Annotated in this window: 10 protein-coding genes; 5 read left to right on the top strand and 5 right to left on the bottom strand. The window is 41.4% G+C overall.

The window, feature by feature from the left end:
• Window positions 1-94 precede the first annotated feature (94 nt).
• Window positions 95-475, bottom strand: coding sequence for a VOC family protein (locus BM176_RS08640; protein WP_090101854.1), 381 nt, complete (start codon window positions 473-475; stop codon window positions 95-97).
• 385 nt (window positions 476-860) lie between these two features.
• Between BM176_RS08640 and BM176_RS08645 the strand changes: the two genes are divergently transcribed.
• The 4 genes from BM176_RS08645 to BM176_RS08660 all read left to right on the top strand — a co-directional run bounded on the left by BM176_RS08645 (window position 861) and on the right by BM176_RS08660 (window position 12,297).
• Window positions 861-2,648, top strand: a complete 1,788-nt coding sequence (locus tag BM176_RS08645; RefSeq protein WP_177230345.1) for a cytochrome-c peroxidase — start codon at window positions 861-863, stop codon at window positions 2,646-2,648.
• Entirely contained in the window at window positions 2,645-4,540 is a 1,896-nt protein-coding gene (locus tag BM176_RS08650) for a cytochrome-c peroxidase (protein ID WP_090101857.1), read from the top strand. The genes BM176_RS08645 and BM176_RS08650 overlap by 4 nt, the downstream gene beginning before the upstream one ends.
• A 24-nt stretch (window positions 4,541-4,564) precedes the next feature.
• Window positions 4,565-11,311 carry an alkaline phosphatase PhoX gene (locus BM176_RS08655; protein ID WP_090101859.1) on the top strand — a complete coding sequence of 2,249 codons (6,747 nt, stop codon included), beginning with the start codon at window positions 4,565-4,567 and terminating at the stop codon, window positions 11,309-11,311.
• Between the two features lie 92 nt (window positions 11,312-11,403).
• Window positions 11,404-12,297, top strand: a complete 894-nt coding sequence (locus BM176_RS08660) for a leucine-rich repeat domain-containing protein (protein ID WP_177230346.1) — start codon at window positions 11,404-11,406, stop codon at window positions 12,295-12,297.
• Between the two features lie 179 nt (window positions 12,298-12,476).
• Here the strand turns inward: BM176_RS08660 and BM176_RS08665 are convergent, their stop codons facing one another.
• Complete coding sequence (locus BM176_RS08665) at window positions 12,477-13,118, bottom strand: START domain-containing protein (RefSeq protein ID WP_090101888.1); 642 nt, start codon at window positions 13,116-13,118, stop codon at window positions 12,477-12,479.
• A 172-nt stretch (window positions 13,119-13,290) separates the two neighbouring features.
• Entirely contained in the window at window positions 13,291-13,974 is a 684-nt protein-coding gene (locus BM176_RS08670; RefSeq protein WP_090101890.1) for a flavin reductase family protein, read from the bottom strand.
• Window positions 13,975-14,171: 197 nt separating this feature from the next.
• Here BM176_RS08670 and BM176_RS08675 point away from each other — a divergent pair, with 197 nt between their 5' ends.
• A complete protein-coding gene (locus BM176_RS08675) occupies window positions 14,172-14,774 on the top strand; it encodes a glycoside hydrolase family protein (protein ID WP_090101892.1) in 603 nt (200 codons plus the stop codon).
• A 146-nt stretch (window positions 14,775-14,920) separates the two neighbouring features.
• On the opposite strand, the gene BM176_RS08680 is transcribed toward BM176_RS08675, so the two are convergent.
• Window positions 14,921-17,449 carry a zinc-dependent metalloprotease gene (locus tag BM176_RS08680; RefSeq protein WP_090101894.1) on the bottom strand — a complete coding sequence of 843 codons (2,529 nt, stop codon included), beginning with the start codon at window positions 17,447-17,449 and terminating at the stop codon, window positions 14,921-14,923.
• Window positions 17,450-17,480: 31 nt separating this feature from the next.
• Window positions 17,481-18,839, bottom strand: coding sequence for a RagB/SusD family nutrient uptake outer membrane protein (locus BM176_RS08685; protein ID WP_090101896.1), 1,359 nt, complete (start codon window positions 18,837-18,839; stop codon window positions 17,481-17,483).
• Window positions 18,840-18,842: the final 3 nt, after the last annotated feature.

Here is an 18,842-nt window from a genome sequence, read left to right on the forward strand (position 1 = left end):
AGGGTATTGAAATTACATAAGGTAGTAATTATACAACCAGGACTACTCAATATACACTGACGGAATACTCAAATTATGCAAGGTTGTGAGTATATTACCAGGATTGATCAATCACTGACAGAATATTACCCGCAATGTCTGTAAACCAGGCAACATTGGGTTTTCCCCGGGAAATACCTTTCTCATCTGTTTTAATCTGACCTTCGTATTGCAGGAACTTCACACCACGGCTTGTTAACTCATCCACTGCCTTATCAATATTATCTACCGGAAAATTCAGGACTGTGAAAGTTGCTGATATATGGTTATCTTTAGGATAGATGAGCACGTTTGTACCGCCAGCAAGATGTAATGTTAACAACATCATATCATTATCCTCAGAAACATTTAAACCCAATATTTCCTGATAAAATGCTTTGGTCTTTTGCAGATCGTTTGTAGAAAAACTGCTGAATGCTTTGGTGTTACTGAACATGGTGCTAATTGTTTGGTGATTTAAAAATTGAAATAATATATCAGAGAATATTTGTTCTTAATGTGTAATTATCTGGCAATATAGGCGGGATAAAGTCATCCTTCGTTCATCCTTCGTTTAAAAACGAAGGATGAACGAAGGATGACTTTATCTCATTCCTCTCTCATTTGTTATCAAATTTTGTTCCATTGATATTTAATTAGTTACAACAGGAGATACCTGGTAATATCAGAGAGAAATTAAAGCTAACGATAAGGTAACATACAATTAACAGTTGGCTCATCAATTCCTGCTAATTTCGCGCTTCAGTAAAAATTAGTTCACGGATTTGTTACATTATACCTGCATGCAAGGCGGGTGTTCTTTTGTAATTAAATATGCCTTCTTGAAAATCGTTCTACTATTCTTCTCAGTAGCAATACTGTGTTTTGCCCAACTTGCCTTTCACCCACCTGTTAACAGAGCCGGGGAGTTAGCCATATCTTATGCTGAAGCATTTGGTAAAGCGACTCTTATACTGGAAGAAGTAAGCAGTGCTTATAAATTCAATAAGGCATCCCTGGATACGCTGAAGGCCACACTCAGTAATACACGAAAGGCGTATAAGAAGATAGAGTTCCTGCTGGCATATTATTACCCGGAATATACTGAAGAACATATTAATGGAGCACCGGTACTCCGTTTAGAACGGAATGATTCGCGTGCTGTAGTAATGGAACCACAGGGATTACAAGTACTTGATGAGCTGATCAGCACTGGGGAAACACCTGTAAAGATAGCCTCAACGGCACAACAACTAAAGATACATTATAGTGTATTGCTGGCTGATTTCAGAACACGGACATTTAATGAACGGGACTGGTATTCGGCTATACGATTGCAGTTAGTACGCATCTTTGCAATGGGCATTACCGGCTTTGATACACCTGGCTCGTTGAATGCTCTGGAAGAAACTAGTAGTTCATTAACCGGAATAAGGAATATTACGGAGGCGATAAGGCCGGGAGATGAAATTATGCTATTGCTGGATAGTGCTATTGCTTATCTGCAACAACCAGTTTCCTTCAATGATTTTAACCGGCTTATTTTTCTAAAGCAATATATTAACCCGTTGTATACTTATTATGGGACAGATGCTATTTCTGATAATAATGCGTGGAATAATCAGAGCAAAAACATCTTTTCGGAGGATTTTTTAAATCCTTATTACTACACAGAGTTAAGAAAAGACGATGACAATAAAACATTGCGGTTGTTAGGAAAGAAGTTGTTCTATGATCCCGTACTGAGCAGCAATCATCAACTAAGTTGCGCCTCCTGCCATAATCCATCTATGGCCTTTACTGATGGGCAACCTCGATCCTCCGGTATTGTAAAAGATCGTCCGGTACAACGCAATGCCCCTACGCTACTGAATGCGGTGTATGCTGACCGGTATTTTTATGATCTGCGCGCATTTAGCCTGGAGCAACAGGCGGAACATGTGATCTTCAATCAGCAGGAATTTAATACAGCATATGAGGAAATTATAAAGAGACTGGAAGGAAATAAACAATACAAACAACTATTCAGGCAATGCTTCGGTAAAAAAGCAATCACTCGTGATCACTTTTCAAAAGCACTATCATCTTATGTGTTATCGCTAAGATCATTCAATAGTCCGTTTGATCAATATGTACGGGGCGAATCAGCAACATTAGATACTCTGGTACAACAGGGGTTCAACCTATTTATGGGAAAAGCCGGTTGTGGTACATGTCATTTTGCCCCCACTTTCGCAGGACTTGTTCCTCCTTTATATATAGAAAGCGAAAGCGAGATTCTGGGAGTATTACAAAACCCGGATGCCAGGCAGAAAAAAGCGGATCCTGATAATGGAAGACTGGATAATCAACTTTATAGTGAGATGACCTGGATTAATGAGAAATCATTTAAAACCACTACAGTCAGGAATGCAGCGCTTACGGCTCCATATTTTCATAATGGCGCCTATAAAACACTGGAGCAGGTAATTGATTTTTATGATCATGGTGGTGGTACAGGGGCTGGCTTGCACATTAAGAATCAGACATTGCCGGCAGATTCATTACATCTTACAACAACAGAAAAACAAGCACTGATCGCTTTTATCGGAGCTCTCAGTGATACCACTATATTGGCCCACATACCATGAAACGAATAACAGCCGCTTTGTGCGTATCTATATTATTATTGCTGATTCAATCATCCTTCCGGAATACTGATCCAGATGAAGAGTTGCGTGCTGTTATTATGAAAAGAGCAATGTTATTATCCGCACAGGTACATGCACTTCATAATGCCGCGATTGGTTATGCAACAGGTAAAACATCGCTGGCCGTACTTCGCAAACAACTTCTCAAGACCAGGAATGCTTATAAAGGCGTTGAGTATATCGTAGAATATTATTACCCGGAACATACGAAGGAATATCTGAATGGTCCTCCTTTATATCACCTGGATCCATATCCATATCATGAAGGAACATATTATTCTATGCCTGCGAAAGTGTATGTGAATAGTATGCCGCTGGATTACCTGGATAAAGATCATTACCGGGATGAGGCGAAAGTGATTGCTCCGGGAGGATTACAGGTGCTGGATGAATTGGTTTTTTCAGAAGCAGTTGATGCCAAAAGAGTGATGGCACTGGCCATTGCATTGGAGACTAAGTGGGAGATTATTGTGCAGGCATTATCCAAAAGAAAATATTTCAGAGCCTTTGAAATTACAGAAGCAGTCAGATTGGAACTGATCCGTTGCTTTACGCTTGGTATTACCGGTTTTGATACACCTGGCTCATTGAACGCGCTTGCAGAAGCCAATGCCACCATGGGAGCCCTCCGGGAGGTGATATGGCCGTTATTAAGGCAGACTAATCTTGCACAGCGTACAGAGGTTCTATTCTCAAAAAGCATTCTCTATCTATCTCAAAACAATCACTTTGATACATTCGACAGACTTACTTTTCTGACGGCATATATCAATCCATTGTATAAGGTAATTGGAGATGTGCATGAACAGTTACACCTTAAAACGTCTGCTGTACTTAGTGGGAAGGTAGCATCATGGAATTTTTACAGCAGTAATATTTTTTCGGAGGATTTCCTGGATCCCTATTATTATACCCTGCTAAAAAAAGAGAAAGACAATGATACATTGAGGGCTTTAGGGAAAAAACTCTTTTATGATCCGCGGATCAGTCATACAGGTAAGATGAGTTGCAGTAGTTGCCATCAGCCAGCGATGGCATTTACGGATGGGGTAACGAAATCATTTGAGCGAAATTCGCCTTCATTAATTAATGCTGTGTATGCCGACAGATACTTTTATGATCTGCGTGCTTTTGACCTGGAAGATCAGGCCAATCATGTGATCAAAAATCATCTGGAATTTGATACTGATTTCCCGGAGATTCTGCAGAAGATAAATGCTGATACAGCCTATGTAGCCTTATTTAACAGTGTTTTCCACAAACCGGTAACCAGGTCACAGTTTTCATCTGCACTATCATCATATGTATTATCGTTACGATCTTTTAACAGTCCATTTGATCAATATGTAAGAGGAGAAAAACGTACGCTTCCCAAACAGGTAAAGGAAGGGTTCAATCTTTTTATGGGAAAGGCCGCCTGTGGAACCTGCCATTATGCACCTACATTTAGCGGACTGGTACCCCCACTCTATCATGAATCGGAAAGTGAGGTATTAGGTGTATTCCAACATCCTTTGCAGCAGTTGACCGATGACGATAAAGGTCGTGTTGCCAATCATACATTTTCTGAAGATGTAGATATATACCGATACTCGTTTAAGACCGTCAGTGTAAGAAATGTGGCGATTACCGCACCTTATTTTCATAATGGAGCTTATACTTCCTTAAATGATGTAATCGATTTTTATGACCATGGAGGAGGATTGGGTATGTTAACTAATCAGACATTATCAACGGATTCACTGCATCTGTTAAAATCAGAAAAGGCAGCTTTAATAGCTTTTCTGCAATCATTAACAGATTCATCTGCCATCCGGAAATTTTCCAGGTAAGTTTTAAATTTTAATTCAACCTATATGCAAAAAAAGGAGTTATGGATGCTGCTACTGGCCATTGCAGGATTCTTTGTGACTGCGAACGGTCAATCCCTACCGGGAGACTCTATCGTATTTGGCCCAATGTATAGCCCGGTCTATAATGACTCTGTAAGAGTATGGATACTCACCAAAGACAATACCGGCTCCGGAGATGTGCTTTCATTGGAAGTATTGGGCTCTCTTGGGTCTGTGCTTTTAACCGGAACAGAATATCAATCTGATGATCGGCTGGGATATCACTTACGGTCGTACGTATATTCCAATCTTCACACCGGTGAAACGTATACAGCAATCATTCGAAAAAATGGGATTCCTACTGTACGTAAGGCGATTATTAAGAATGCCGTTAATGAAGTGGTTGATTTTGAGTTTCTGGCAGGCGGATGCGGACGTATTTATGATACTACCCGTTGTATAGACCGGCCTGAATCGCAAACGCACGTGAACGGAGATCCAGCTATTTATAATAAAATGGCAGGTGAAGGCAGTGATATGATGATCTGGTTAGGTGATGCTACCTATCTGCTGGGCTTACAGCATGCTAATGGTCAATGTCCTAACGGGGTAGATGACTGGGCGAATAAAGATATGGCCTTTGCGCGTTACATGTTTTACCGGAAGTTTCATGATTCACTGACCCGTGCCATGCCACAGCTGGCGATTACGGATAATCACGATCTGGGACCCAATGAATATGATAAAACAATGCCTACTCTGGCAGAGACGAAGGATATTTTTATGGACTGGTGGCCGAATCCTCATTATAACAGCACCACTGAAGGACAGGGCTTATTCTCTTCTTATAAATACAAGGATGTGGAATATTTCCTGCTGGATAACCGGAGTTATCGTGATGGTATACAGCAGCACCTGGGCCCCGAGCAACTGGCATGGTTAAAGCAAAGCCTGCTGCATTCTACAGCTACGTTTAAGGTTCTCATTTCAGGAACACCGGCTTTTGCCAAACACTGGGGAGGCAGGAACTTCTCTGTCACAGCACAGGGAGATGAACTAGTAAAATATATCAAAGATAATAAGATTGACGGAGTACTTTGTTTCAGTGCGGATATTCATGAGCAGGAATTATACGGTCGTTATGGTGATGTAAATTATCCTCTCTATGATATCCTTTCCGGCAATCTGAATTCGGATGTAGGTACTGGCCAATATACGATTGATTATACCAGCGAGAGTATATTGAGAGGAATTAAACAAACTTATTTAAGAGTTAGTGTATATGGACAGGAAGGTAACAGGCGGATGAAGATAGCCTATGTAGGATTAAATGGCCAACCTTATTTTGAATCAGTGATCCATGCAGATATGCTGAGAAGTGTGGACGACAGTACTATCAATTTATCATTGAGTTTTGATGGATCTGTAACAGATTCTTCTGTATATGGGCATGTATTTCAATCCTCCGGAATTACCTATGAACCAGATAGAAAGAATAAATTGCAATCTGCTATTCGTTTTAGCCCGGGATCTGAAGTACGGGTATTCGATTCCAAGAAACTGGAACTAACGGATCGCGCTTTTACGTTCACCTGCTGGGTAAATCCATCACAGCTACCTGATACCAGCGCTGCTATTTATTCCAATGCTAGTATTACACTCGGCATTGATAAGGATGGTTATCCGCAGTATATTGATCATGTTGCCAATAAAACGTATACAGGTACAAGTAAGATCTTTATTAATAAGTGGACACATCTTGCATGGAAATTTGACAATGTAAAACACCAGTTGTTTATATATTATAATGGCATACAGATCCAACGCTGGACGAATGTAATGCCACCCGCACCTAATAATGCGGTTCCTATATTATTAGGTAATAATTATCAGAACAAACATTTTATCGGTTCCATTGATGAAGTAAAGTTATACGGTAAACTTATTTCGGATATACGTATACAAGAGGTTGCCGAATATACTACTCATCGTGGTGATGTACTGCAATTATCGTCTGCTTCAAGGATGTTTGTTCCCTCTACCCTTGTTAATGCTGCACTCAGCAAAGATTTCACTATTGAATTCTGGGGGAAGTTAAATGCAGATCCGGGAACTAATTTCAAGATCCTTGCCAGCAACGCCCGTGTGAATAATAATACCACCGGACTTTCTTTTGAGTTTCCTGATAATAATAAGCTGAACGTAGTTGCCGGTACGAATGGCAGTAGCTGGAATTCTATTTCAGATAAAGGAGACGTATGGAACATCGGGGAATGGAACCACGTAGCAGTTACTGCTATACAGAATGGGAGCCTTATCTATTATGTGAACGGAGAGAAAGTAGGAGAAACAGCTTTTGCCTCTTATGTACCAAATACCACAGGATTAGGACTTGGTTATAGTCCTGCGTATGTTAGTAATGTAGCAGCAGAGATGGATGAGTTAAGAATCTGGAAAGTGGCCCTGCCACAGGACAGTATCAGAAAACATATGCATTATCCGGTAGCAGTTCCTGCAAACGGACTCGAATTATATTATGACTTTGGTACACATACAGATACCAGTATCCTCAGTACTGGTACACAGCCCAGTGAAATCAAGCTGAATGGAGGAACGCTGATAGCAGCAACTTCGCCAGTAACTGATGTGGCACCTCTATACCAGGATACAGTAAGGGGTAACTGGAGCCGTGGGAATAAGATGAATGCTGGTCTTAGTTTCCCTGATAAAATTACTTCTTATACTAACAATATTATAGTTGGTAAAGATGTTGACAATTCTTTTGGCGTTAAAGGTGACATATATTATCTGAAAGGTGGCTGGGAGATTGATCCATTAAACATTTCTTTTGCCAACATAAAAATCAATCTGGCACAGGCTTTACCAAAGGCAGATTCTATAGTAAAGAAAGCTGGATTGTATTATCTGCTGAGTACGGATTCGCTGGTAATTATCAGTCAGGGGGTATCTGATGGAACGAACATTACCTTTGCGAATGTATTTCTTGAGAAAGGCATTTATCGTCTTGGCTGGAAAGCTGATACAGCCGGTGTGATAGGCGCCACTTTTCAGGTAAGTGCGGGTAGTGACGATGCGGAACAGGATATTACTGCCGGTACAATGTATCTCACCAGTTCAGATCTTGAATTTACGAAAGACGGTGCCAGTGATCAGTTACTGGCTGTAAGATTTGCCGGTGTAACTATTCCACAGGGGGCGGTAATCAACAGTGCTTATCTGCAATTTACTGTAGATGAAGTAAATACTACCGGTGATGTGAATGTGCTGCTTGGTGTGGAGAATGTAGATAATCCGCTTACCATGAGCACATTTGATTACGATATTTATCACCGTATCATGTATTATGGTGATACTGTGATCTGGAAGCCAGCTGCTTTTACAACTGTTGGCGAAGCAGGTGTTAATCAACGTACACCTGATATTTCCGGACTTTTGCAAACCATTGTAGACCGACCAAACTGGACACCCGGCAATGCAGTATTATTTAGTATGATAGATCCGGCTGCCGCCAGGATTCCCGGATATACTGCGAATACCGCAAAACGGGTAGCACAGGCATACGAGAATAATCCTTCAAATGCTGCTCGCCTGGTAGTGAATTATATCATCCCCCACAAATATTATAATGGAAAGTTTCCTGTTCCTGCAAAGACTTCATGGAAATATCATGATAAAGGTATTGATCTCAAAGACAGCAGTTGGACAGCTATCAATTACAATGACAGTGCCTGGGCCTTTGGTGATGGCATCTTTGGCTATGGAGACGGGAACGAATCCACTACCCTCAACTACGGCACTGACGCTGCACACAAGCGTACTACCTATTACCTGCGTCACATTTTCAAAGTAGATGATCGCACACAATACGACTCTCTCCTGTTTGATGTTCTGAGAGATGATGGAGCCATTGTATATGTAAATGGCACGGAAGCATTCCGTATGAATATGCCTTCAGGAAGCATTGGTTATAATACCTATGCTTCTTCTACTGTGAATGATGGGGATGAAACGAAATATTTCAGAACAAAAACGGCTAATTTATTAAAGAATGGGATCAATGTAATTGCGGTTGAACTGCATCAATCTTCTGCCAGCAGTTCGGATCTGAGTTTTGATATGTCTGTTGGTTATGAGCTGCCTCCATTAGGACCGGCTGTTTATCCATTAGCCAAAGGATCTGCATGGAATTATCTGGATACGGGTGTTAGTCTGGATGCCGAGGCATGGAAAGATACAACCTATAATGATACTTCCTGGCCAGAGGGCAAAGGTCCGTTGGGGTATGGAGATCCGATGACGACAACTATTTCTTATGGTCCGGATAATGCCAATAAAATCATTACTGATTATTTCCGCAGGGCTATTATTATAGATACTTCATCGATCGCTGATTTTGTGGAAATTGGTTTAAGAAGGGATGATGGAGCAGTTGTATACATTAATGGTAATGAGGTGATCCGTGATAATATGCCAGCGGGTACGATTGATTATAAAACGATTTCGGTTAACACAATAGATGGAGCGGCAGAAACTACCTATTATACTTTCAGGCTGCCTAAATCCGTTTTTATTTCCGGGAAGAACCAGATAGCAGTGGAAGTACATAACCGCAATGGTCAAAGTTCAGATCTGGGTTTCGACCTTTATATGAAAGATGGGCCTACCCTGAATCCGCCAGCAGATTGCAATGGAAGGCATATCTCCTGTTTTACGTCTATTGTACCAACAGCACCTACAGATAAACTGGTCATTGCAGATGAACATCGTTTCCAGATGATCTTTAAACAAGGTCAGAATTATACTATAGGTGGTGCAGTACCTGGCAACGCTGATTACACGGCATACCTTCCTATTAATGGCAGCAGTACCCGCGGGCATCTTTCAGTGAACCATGAAAATACACCGGGGGGTGTTTCCATGCTGGATCTGCATTATAATGATTCGTTGCGCCTGTGGATGGTGGACACTTCTCAACCTGTGGATCTTTACAATAATAACCTGATAACAACAACCCGTAATTGTTCCGGAGGTATCACCCCCTGGGGCACAGTCATCACTTGTGAAGAATCGCTGAATAGCGGTGATGTAAATGGAGATGGTTATGAAGATGTAGGCTGGGCAGTAGAAATTGACCCTGTAACATCAAAAGTAATAGACCATGATGGTGATGGCAAACAGGATAAACTCTGGGCACTGGGACGAGTGAATCATGAAAATGTAGTAGTATCATCTGACCGAAAAACAGTGTACTATGGGGAAGATGGCGGTACCCATTGTATGTATAAATTTGTAGCTGACGTTCCCGGCAATCTTAGCGCGGGTACTGTTTATGTGTTAAGTCTTGATCAGGCACTGGTGAATGATGAGCCTACTGTCAGTACCGCTAAATGGATACAGGTACCGAATACGACGCAGCATGACCGTAATAGTATGAGCGCGATTGCCGCTTCTCTGGGCGGTACGAATTTCAATGGTATTGAAGATTGTGATATCAGTCCGATAGATCATAAAATATATATTGCGTCCAAGGGTAAGGGTCGTGTGTATCGTTTTGATGATAAGGGAGATGTGGCTACAAACTTTGAAACATTTGTAGGTGGAATGTCTTATAACATTTACACGAAACAGGGAGTGTATACCGAAGCATGGGGTGGCGGTAATGATAACCTGGCATTTGATGATAAGGGGAACATGTGGGTATGTCAGGATGGTGATAACAATTACATCTGGGTGGTTCGTCCGGATCACTCACAGAGTGCACCGAAAGTGGAACTTTTCGGATCTTCGCCTGCCGGCGGAGAGCCTACCGGTTTGACCTTCTCTCCTGATTATCGTTTCGGCTTTATTTCTATACAACATCCGAACGGCTCTAATGCAGCACAGGCAGATGCGACTACTAATAATGTGAAATTTGATAATTCAGCAACGATCGTATTTGCACTTCATGAGAACCTTGGCAACCAGCCTCCGGTAGCGGGATTCAAAGCGGATACAACGGTGGTAGTTGCCGGGGGGACTGTGGTGTTTACAGATACCAGCCATTATTATCCGACTACCCGTAAATGGCTCTTTGAAGGAGGTTCACCAGCGACATCCGCGAGTGCCACTGAAACAGTCATTTATGATAGTATCGGGTTCTATACCACCACTTTGCAGGTAGCAAATACTGCGGGTGCTGATACGGCTGTTTATCCTAAATATATAGAGGTGATTGCTCCCCCACCGGTGGTAGATTTTACAGCGTCTACTATGGAGGTGTTTAAGGGCAATGAGATTACTTTTACAGATCTTAGTACGAATAAGCCTGCTAGTCGTAACTGGACATTTACTGGTGGTACTCCTGCCGTTGCGGTTGACTCCATGCCGGTTGTGACATATAATACGCCTGGTATCTATGATGTAACGCTTCAGGCGGGTAACCGTGCCGGGTTTAATACAGCTACGAAGAGCCGTTATATTCTTGTAAAGGATAGTGTTGAGATTCCGAATAAAAACGTATGGATCTTCCCGAATCCTACTGATGGTCGTATTACGATAGAGTTTAAATTACCTGCCGGGGAGAATGTATCCCTGGAATTGTTTAATATGGCGGGAAGCAAACTGGTACAGATAGGTAGTTTAAAAACAACTGGTAGTTTGCAAAAGCTGCATTTTAATGTTGCACCTTATGTAAAAAACAGTCAGGTACTTGTGATTGTAATTCGTACGGCACATACGAAGACACGTCGTTTGTTATTCTATTCGAAGTAATGTAACAGGAATTACAAGCAGGAAACTTCTAACGGAGTTATAATTCAGTTATGAGTTTCCTGTTTGTATTTTCGTTTTTAAAGTATCATTTTATGAAGTTAGTAGCACTGTGTATGATGTTTTCTATTAGTTGCTTTGCACAGCATGCGAATCCTGTTAAGGAAGTTGTTTATTATAATATTGCGGAAGCGATTGTTGCAGATGGTAGGCAGTTAAATTTACGCGACCGGCAGTTGTTTAATGTAAATGACAGCATTACGCTTTTGAAGCACCTCCGGTTTTTGAACCTGATGCGGAATAACTTTGAAACATTTGATGCGAATATATTTTCGCTAAGAGAACTGGAAGTGTTAAATGTACAGGAAAATAAACTACGGGATATTCCATCAGGAATTAAGTATTTAAATCGATTAGTGAGGTTGGATTTAGCTAATAATAACATTTCAAAATTGTCTGCGGAGACCGGGAAACTCCAGAAATTGCTTTCACTGAATGCCGCATTGAATAACCTGATATTAGTAGATGATGCGATTGGAGACTGTCGTAAACTGGAAGTGCTGGAACTGGAGAATAATCAATTGAGTCATTTACCTGGTACAATAAAAAGATTACATCATCTCAGGGTTTTTAATCTTGGATACAATCAGTTTAATGAATTTGATCCTATGTGGGCGGAGCTTTCTAACTTAGAAGAATTAAATCTCAGTTATAATTATATAAGACAGATTCCGGAATCATTGGGGAATATGCAGCACCTGCATACATTGATCATTAACAATAATAAATTAGTTACTATCCCCCATTCTCTTACACAGTTAACTAAATTACAGTTGCTGGTGATATCAGGAAATAGTATTACTACTTTACCGGCGGATATTAATAAATTACAACGATTGAAAACACTGATAGCATTGGATAATCAATTTAGTGCTGAGGAAAAGGAACGGGTTAGAAAAGCATTACCACAGTGTAAGGTGTATTTTTGAAATTATATTGCTTTGTTAGGGACAAAACGTTTAATGTGGGCTACTTTACCACTATCCTGCACTTTCCAAAGATCGAATTTAGATTGCAAATCCAACCAGAATTGGGTATCTACATAAACCCTGTAGTCCTGAATTGATTCAGAACTACAGGGTATAAGATATTCAGCAATTAATTGGAATTACTCTTTTATATAGGCAAGCGTTGCATTCTTATATTCGGCTTTCTTCAATTGTTCTTTCAGCTTTTTGAAAGTTTCATGCGGGCCTTTTGCTACGAACAAGTTTACCAGCCAGGCGGGTAACGAACCTCCCGGATCAGTTTCCAGTGTGTATTCGATTTTTACGCCGTTCTTCTGAGGTGTGAGTACCCATCTGCCATAAGAACTCTTTACCCTGACGATATCCTTTTTTTCTGCCACATAGTTATCTACAACCGGACCGTCTATTGTAACAACCTTACTGTGAGGATCCTGTGTAACTTTCAGGTGGGCTACAAAGTCCCGGTTACTGATGGGCCAGGGTAAACTTACTTCGGAGTAGTAATACAACTCGGCAGCACTCACTTTTTTGAGTAAGGAACTGGATTTGGTACTGTATACCCAGTCGACTGCGGTATTGACGTCCATTATGACAGTCACCAACTGTGATAAAGTGACTGGAAGGGCGCAATGCACCCTGATGGCTTTCAGGTTGGAAGTCTCTACTGACTTCGTGTAAATTTCAATTCCATCCTTGTTTTGTTTCAGTTTCCAGTTATTTTGCCCTTTGCAAAAAAGGCATAATAACATGGCCATGCTAAAGATCATTATATGCTTATTCATGTCTATCGGTCTCTTATCCGAATGCAATTTACGGATAATCACCTTTAAATCATGATTTCAGACACTTCTTATATAACACTTCATCCGCCATTTTGTCCGTTTCGGTCATTTTAGGCCCTATCCGGCTCACAAATGAGTTTCAGGCAACAGTTCCGAAAGTAATCCGTCTAAGCTAGCCGTTAACAGTAACGCTCTTTGTTCGTGCCTTTTCAAGATCCTTTGTTTCGTACAATGCTTCCGGAATTTCAGCAAGTGTGGAATAATGCACTTTATCTCCAAGACCATAGAATTCCTGAAAGCTCATGATGAGGGGCCGCCATTTATCGGGATCTACCCGGTTAGGATTTCCATCCATTAAAATGGACTCTTCAAGATGCACACGCTGCATGCGTAATTCAAAAGTTATAATCTTTCCGCTGAGAGCCGGATCACCTTGTGCCAATCCGTGTGTACCTTCCAGAACAGCTTCAAGTTGTACGGGACATTCCAGTACTCTAGGAGGCAGAACCGTCTCAGAAGCCACCGGAGTAAGACCAGCCAGGTCGAATTTCTCCCGTTCGTACCTGTAACCCCTTTGAAATTTTAGCGGGGGAACAGGATCGACACCGGTGGTTTTGGCCAGCAGGTTTACTGCCTCTACCTGGTTAACTGATGGGAGATTCAATACACATTCACCCGTACGCAGGATATTCTGTGCTGTTTTTCCGGATGTTCCAAGGCCAATCATACAGCGCCAGCCCAGCCAGAAAATGGACGACATTGGAGCCAGGTTATATGAGCCATCTTCATTTAAAGTACTAATCAGTACTACAGGTGTTCCAAAGTATAAAATAGCAGGTGTTGAATTGAGATGCATTGATTATAGAATTTAAATACATCTCAAAATTATATTCGTTCTAAAGCAGGGACAACCCGATTCTTGCGGAGGTTATTCCCATTCTAAACTTCTCATATAAGGTATTGGATTAAAACCAGAGAAAATTAGTAAATTAGCGAGAATAACTTCTTATTAAAAAGAATTAGTTTCTTAACTCTAGTTACAAGTACTTTTATATGGACCCCATCTCTACTAAAGCTCTGCAACTAATACTTGATGCAGAGGGACTCAATCAACCAGGCAAATGGCCAGGAGGTAATTCTGGTGTAACTATCGGTATCGGATATGATCTTGGTTTCACTACTGTAGATAATTTTGAATCAGACTGGGAAAATGATTTGTCTTCTTCGCAGCTACAAAGGCTCAAGGATGCAATTGGTCTTACCGGAATTAAAGCCCGGAATAAAGCCGCGCTATTAACTGATATCAAGGTTAAAAGAGCTGGTTCTGAAAGGATTTTTAAAGAGCGGACAATTCCACAGGTACAATTTATTACAGAGAAGGCATTTCCCGGTATTGATGCATTACCACCCGATGCACAGGGCGCATTGGTTTCACTGGTTTATAACCGGGGTGCTTCAATGGTGGATAAACCAGGCCAGGATAATCGTAAAGAAATGCGGGCAATCCGTGATGCAGTGGCTGCACATGATCTCCAGAAAATCGCTGATCAGTTACGCTCTATGAAAAGACTCTGGATCGGTAAAGGACTGGATGGTCTTATCAACCGAAGAGAGGCAGAAGCAAAACTTGTTGAATCCTCCATTCAAACATCTTAAATAAAAAAATCCCCTGCTCAAATTGGAACAGGGGATACAAAATCTGATTAACTGGTTAACCGGTAACTAAACAGAAACCGGGAGTTTTATCTGCTTATGAGAAATAATTTATACGATGATCCTGCTGTCGATATAGCAGGATATTATTAATCTTTACTGTCTAATTTCTGTTCAAATTTCCTGGTTATCGTTGCATCCATTTCTTTCAGGTGTAGCCTTGTTTCCTTATTAAGAGCAAGATTCTGCACTCCTTTTTTGCAAAGCTGCTGTATCTGACGGATATTATCTTTTATGATACCCGGCAGATCGCTGAGATACATATGAAAGCTATAATCGCCTAAAATCACACTCGGATCGTCGGGTATGAAAGCCTCCTCCAATAAACGATACAAATAGGTTTTCTGAAGGTTACGTCTGTAAACATCTACATTTTTTCCGGCATATAATTCGGTCATGATTCCCTTGTTTAAATCGGTGAGCATTTCCTGTAATGTATAAGTTTTATTAGCGCCCAGCTTGATTTCCTGATTCATTAACCGGCTCATACGATCCCTGTTAATAACGGCATTGATAGCTTCAATATTCAGGCTTGCCAGTTCAATAGCGAAGTTCATAGGCAGCCTATCAGTAATGCTGCTTTCATTCAGCCACATAGGTGTTGTGAATACATGTTTATTAAGGAATTCCACTGCTGCTTTCTGCCGGGTAGGTTCTACTGAAACATAAACAGGTCCAGGGTCGCCAGCAATTTTCACATTATTATATATGCCTCCAATGCTTTTGAGCACATGCCCAACATATCTCATATACTGGCTGAATACAACTGTGTAAGTATGGTTTAATTCAAGTGTTCCTTCCCCAGGAATAGTGGTCCATTCAGGCAGTTGTGGAACAATACGCTGAAGGTTTTTGATTCCATAGGTACTTGCTTTAACGGCATCATCACCAATGTCTTCACTCTGAGATCTCGGATCATAAGGCTCAACTTCGCTACCAAACCAGAGACGGTGATTATTTTTCAGACTGTCTGTTACGATCTTAGTTAGCGGTAACATTTCTTCCTCTGCTGTTTTATATTCAGGGCGCCATCTGTAGCCCCATTCAATCGCCCATTTATCATAATCGCCAATACGGGGATAGAGGCCAGCAGTACCAATGTTATCCTCTGGTTGTGCTACATAGTTGAAGCGGGCATAGTCCATGATAGAAGGTGTGTGACCATGTACTTCTACCCAGGCTTTATTACGCAGATTTTCTACAGGAACAGTGGAACTGGAACCGAAGTTGTGTAATAAACCAAGCGTATGACCTACTTCGTGAGAAGATACAAAACGAACGAGGTCGCCCATTAGTGCTTCATCGAATATTGGTTTTCTTGCACGCGGATCAATGGCACCACATTGTACCATGTACCATTTCTGCAATAACTGCATTACGTTGTGATACCAGAAGATATGGCTCTCCAGAATTTCGCCACTTCTCGGATCTGCCACGTTAGGGCCCATAGCATTTGCAATTTCTGAAGGGCGATACACAATAACGGCATGACGCGCATCATCAATGCTCCAGGTACTGTCCTCTTCTTTTGAGGGTGCTTCCCGCGCATAAATGGCATTCCTGAAACCTGCCTGTTCGAAAGCCTTCTGCCAGTCGTTCACCCCCTTTATCAGGTAAGGTACCCATTGTTTCGGTGTTACCGGATCTATATAAAATACGATTGGTTTTATGGGTTCTACCAGTTCGCCTCTTTTGTACTTTTCAACGTCTTCTGGTTTAGGTTCGAGTCTCCATCGACGAGCAATAACTTCGTATTGAACATTCTGAGGATTGGTTTCAAAGTCTTTGTGCGCAACTGCAAAATATCCTACGCGATCATCAACAAACCTGGCCTGCATTGGTTTCACAGGTAACAGCACCATAGAAGCATTCAGTTCAACCGTATAACAAGGACCGCTGGGGTTGAGTCCTGCGGTATAGGTCTTTATTGCATTAATCTCTATGTTAGTAGGATAAGTATGTATGTCCTTTATGTAACTTCTCTCATTAATCTGGGATCCCATACCGGCCCTTAATTTGAATACAGGACGCTGGAAGTAGATGACATCATTATCACGATTGAGGAACTCAGTAGCCTCAAATACAACACCTGAAGAATCCGGGCTATAAGCCAATACAGGAAATGCCTCCGCAATCGCCTGTATATTATTCTTCTTCAAACCCGCATAAATGGAGATAGTGCTATCTTTCGCATATTCTGAAAAAGAGATGCGTCTCATAAAGATCTTATTACCGGTACCTTTTTCAAAGGTATACACTGTTTCTCCGATCTGATCACCTGCGTATCCGTTTGGCCCGTTGCGCATATCAGCAGAAGCCTTTGATATACGGCTTACGATCATAATATCGCGGTTGAGAATACTGTCGGGTATTTCGAAAAAGTACTTATCTTCTTTGTTGTGTACTTTTATGAATCCTGCGCAGGTTTTCATCTCTTTCGTGATCACTTCACTGTAAGGCTTTATTTTAGGGGGGTCTTTCTTTTTTGTAGAATCTGCTACAGGTGGCGCTGCAGGCATGGCATTTTTCTTTTTTCTCTGTGCTAAAGTAAGTGTGCTTATACCAAGGAATGCACACGTCATTACACAAGCGAAAAATTGCGTTCTTCGTTTAAACATAAAATATAATTTGATTTGTCTTTATTATAGGTTATCGCGGATTCTGTTCGATTTCCGGATTTAACTGTATGTTTTTATCTGCGATAGGAAATACGTAACGGTTGGCTCCAGGTGCCAGAGAGAATGTTTCACCCAGGAATGTCCTGGTTATCGTCTTAGCGAAAGCCTGTTCTTTGTTTAACCTTTTCTGATCAAACCAGCGGATACCGCGACAGAGGAGTTCTCTTCTTCTTTCATCAATTACCAGTTTTAATGCTTCATCAGCATTGGCAGCAGAAAGGTCTGAATAGTCTACTGTTCTGAAACGGTTTGTACGCAATGTATTCAGGATAGTCACGGCTACCGGGAATGTTCCTGTTCTGGCTTCGCTTTCAGCTTTGATCAGCATCATTTCAGGCACATTAGGCCCCACTGGTGATCCCTGATAATTGAGGTATGGTCTGTAATAACCCCGGCCGACAAAGGAATTAAAAGTGAATTGTGAACCATTTGCTGTGAATAATTTATAGCGCAGGTCTGTTGTATCATACAGCTTCAAAAGGCCAGCGCTTAAAGGGAATACTGAGGAAAGTGATAACACTTTTGACAGGATGGTTTCAGGATCTTTCAGTTTCAATGGCATAGATCCAGGTGCCGCTATATAAGATTTCAGATCCAGTAGGGCATGCTGGCGTACCAATGCACTATCTGCAAATTTACCGGCATCTGCATATTCTTCTTTTTGTAAAGAAGTCTTTGCCAGAATAGCATATGCAGCTGTTCTGGACGGATTTGAAGGAACATCCGGCAGCTCTGGTAAGTCGGCGACAGACAGTTCAAGATCCAGTTTTATCTGGTCGTATACAGATTGTACGGACGCTCTGTTCAGTTTAGCAAACAGGTCAGGCTTTAACAGCATGGGTACACCGGGATCGGTAGCGGCGGTAGCAGCATCATACTGTTTAGCATATACATTTACCAGGTTAAAATAGGCATATGCACGGTGTACTCTGGCTTCGGCAAGGATCATACGTTTTTGTGCATCTGTACCACCATCACTGGTCATTACTCCATCAATGGTCTCGTTACAGATGTAGATTTGTTTATAGAGCAGGTCCCAGTCTGAATCAGACTCATCACCAAAAATTTTTTCTGCCCACGTGTAAGCACGGGATAATTTATCATTCATTCTCTGTTGAAATCCTTCATCGGTTATCTCTATATCATCACTGGCCAGTACGGGGTAAGTATATACAGGTTCCATATTGGTCAAATTGTTCAGTATATATTGATAGTCGGATGTATAGTGCAGTGAACGGATTCCCTGCTGATCAATCTCCACATATTTGCGGCAGCCTGTGGTTACTGACACCAGCAGGCAGGCGATGAATATATATATGTTCCTGGTCATTGT

It is taken from the genome of Chitinophaga sp. CF118, from assembly GCF_900112615.1.
Taxonomy (GTDB): domain Bacteria; phylum Bacteroidota; class Bacteroidia; order Chitinophagales; family Chitinophagaceae; genus Chitinophaga.

What these genes read in the sequence shown, in the direction of transcription:
- BM176_RS08685 (WP_090101896.1), bottom strand. Translation starts at nt 18,839, where the DNA reads ATGACCAGGAACATATATATATTCATCGCCTGCCTGCTGGTGTCAGTA.
- BM176_RS08660 (WP_177230346.1), top strand. Translation starts at nt 11,404, where the DNA reads ATGAAGTTAGTAGCACTGTGTATGATGTTTTCTATTAGTTGCTTTGCA.
- BM176_RS08675 (WP_090101892.1), top strand. Translation starts at nt 14,172, where the DNA reads ATGGACCCCATCTCTACTAAAGCTCTGCAACTAATACTTGATGCAGAG.
- BM176_RS08665 (WP_090101888.1), bottom strand. Translation starts at nt 13,118, where the DNA reads ATGAATAAGCATATAATGATCTTTAGCATGGCCATGTTATTATGCCTT.
- BM176_RS08650 (WP_090101857.1), top strand. Translation starts at nt 2,645, where the DNA reads ATGAAACGAATAACAGCCGCTTTGTGCGTATCTATATTATTATTGCTG.
- BM176_RS08655 (WP_090101859.1), top strand. Translation starts at nt 4,565, where the DNA reads ATGCAAAAAAAGGAGTTATGGATGCTGCTACTGGCCATTGCAGGATTC.
- BM176_RS08680 (WP_090101894.1), bottom strand. Translation starts at nt 17,449, where the DNA reads ATGTTTAAACGAAGAACGCAATTTTTCGCTTGTGTAATGACGTGTGCA.
- BM176_RS08640 (WP_090101854.1), bottom strand. Translation starts at nt 475, where the DNA reads ATGTTCAGTAACACCAAAGCATTCAGCAGTTTTTCTACAAACGATCTG.
- BM176_RS08670 (WP_090101890.1), bottom strand. Translation starts at nt 13,974, where the DNA reads ATGCATCTCAATTCAACACCTGCTATTTTATACTTTGGAACACCTGTA.